Origin of the sequence: Vibrio sp. HI00D65 (assembly GCF_001635455.1) — a bacterium.
In the GTDB taxonomy this organism is placed as follows: domain Bacteria; phylum Pseudomonadota; class Gammaproteobacteria; order Enterobacterales; family Vibrionaceae; genus Vibrio.
On the sequence record NZ_LWEH01000348.1, the window covers coordinates 1 to 1,137 of the forward strand.

The 1,137-nt window shown below is 47.5% G+C and carries 5 tRNA genes; all 5 read left to right on the forward strand.

Features of this window, described 5'->3' with window-relative positions:
* Positions 1 to 157: 157 nt before the first annotated feature.
* The 5 genes from A3712_RS19755 (at position 158) to A3712_RS19775 (ending at position 991) form a co-directional block, all read left to right on the forward strand.
* Positions 158 to 242: transfer RNA gene (locus A3712_RS19755), tRNA-Tyr, on the forward strand.
* Positions 243 to 343: 101 nt separating this feature from the next.
* A tRNA-Tyr gene (locus A3712_RS19760) sits at positions 344 to 428 on the forward strand.
* Between the two features lie 101 nt (positions 429 to 529).
* A tRNA-Tyr gene (locus A3712_RS19765) sits at positions 530 to 614 on the forward strand.
* Positions 615 to 718: 104 nt separating this feature from the next.
* Positions 719 to 803 (forward strand) — tRNA-Tyr (locus tag A3712_RS19770).
* 103 nt (positions 804 to 906) lie between these two features.
* Positions 907 to 991 (forward strand) — tRNA-Tyr (locus A3712_RS19775).
* Positions 992 to 1,137 lie beyond the last annotated feature (146 nt).

The following is a 1,137-nucleotide window of genomic DNA, read 5'->3' on the forward strand; positions in this document are numbered from 1 at the left end:
CTGTAAATCTGCCGGCACTGCCTTCGATGGTTCGAATCCGTCTCCCTCCACCATATTTCTTCTTACCTCTACCTAAGAGTTAAGAGACCAACCTAGTTGATGGGNTTATGGGAAAACATCAATTTAGGCTTACTTTGTGAAAAGTAAGACACACCCTGGAGGGGTTCCCGAGTGGCCAAAGGGAGCAGACTGTAAATCTGCCGGCACTGCCTTCGATGGTTCGAATCCGTCTCCCTCCACCATATTCTTCTTACCTCTTTAAGAGTTAAGAGAACAACCTGATTGATGGGCTTATGGGAAAACATCAATTTAGGCTTACTTTGTGAAAAGTAAGACACACCCTGGAGGGGTTCCCGAGTGGCCAAAGGGAGCAGACTGTAAATCTGCCGGCACTGCCTTCGATGGTTCGAATCCGTCTCCCTCCACCATATTCTTCTTACCTCTTTAAGAGTTAAGAGAACAACCTGATTGATGGGCTTATGGGAAAACATCAATTTAGGCTTACTTTGTGAAGAGTAAGACACACCCTGGAGGGGTTCCCGAGTGGCCAAAGGGAGCAGACTGTAAATCTGCCGGCACTGCCTTCGATGGTTCGAATCCGTCTCCCTCCACCATATTTCTTCTTACCTCTACCTAAGAGTTAAGAGACCAACCTAGTTGATGGGCTTATGGGAAAACATCAATTTAGGCTTACTTTGTGAAAAGTAAGACACACCCTGGAGGGGTTCCCGAGTGGCCAAAGGGAGCAGACTGTAAATCTGCCGGCACTGCCTTCGATGGTTCGAATCCGTCTCCCTCCACCATATTCTTCTTACCTCTTNATAAGAGTTAAGAGAACAACCTAATTGATGGGCTTATGGGAAAACATCAATTTAGGCTTACTTTGTGAAAAGTAAGACACACCCTGGAGGGGTTCCCGAGTGGCCAAAGGGAGCAGACTGTAAATCTGCCGGCACTGCCTTCGATGGTTCGAATCCGTCTCCCTCCACCATATTTCTTCTTACCTCTCCCTACGAGTTCCGAGACCCACCTAGTTGATGCGCTTATGGGCAAACATCAATTTAGGCTTACTTTGTGAAAAGTAAGACACACCCTGGAGGGGTTCCCGAGTGGCCAAAGGGAGCAGACTGTAAATCT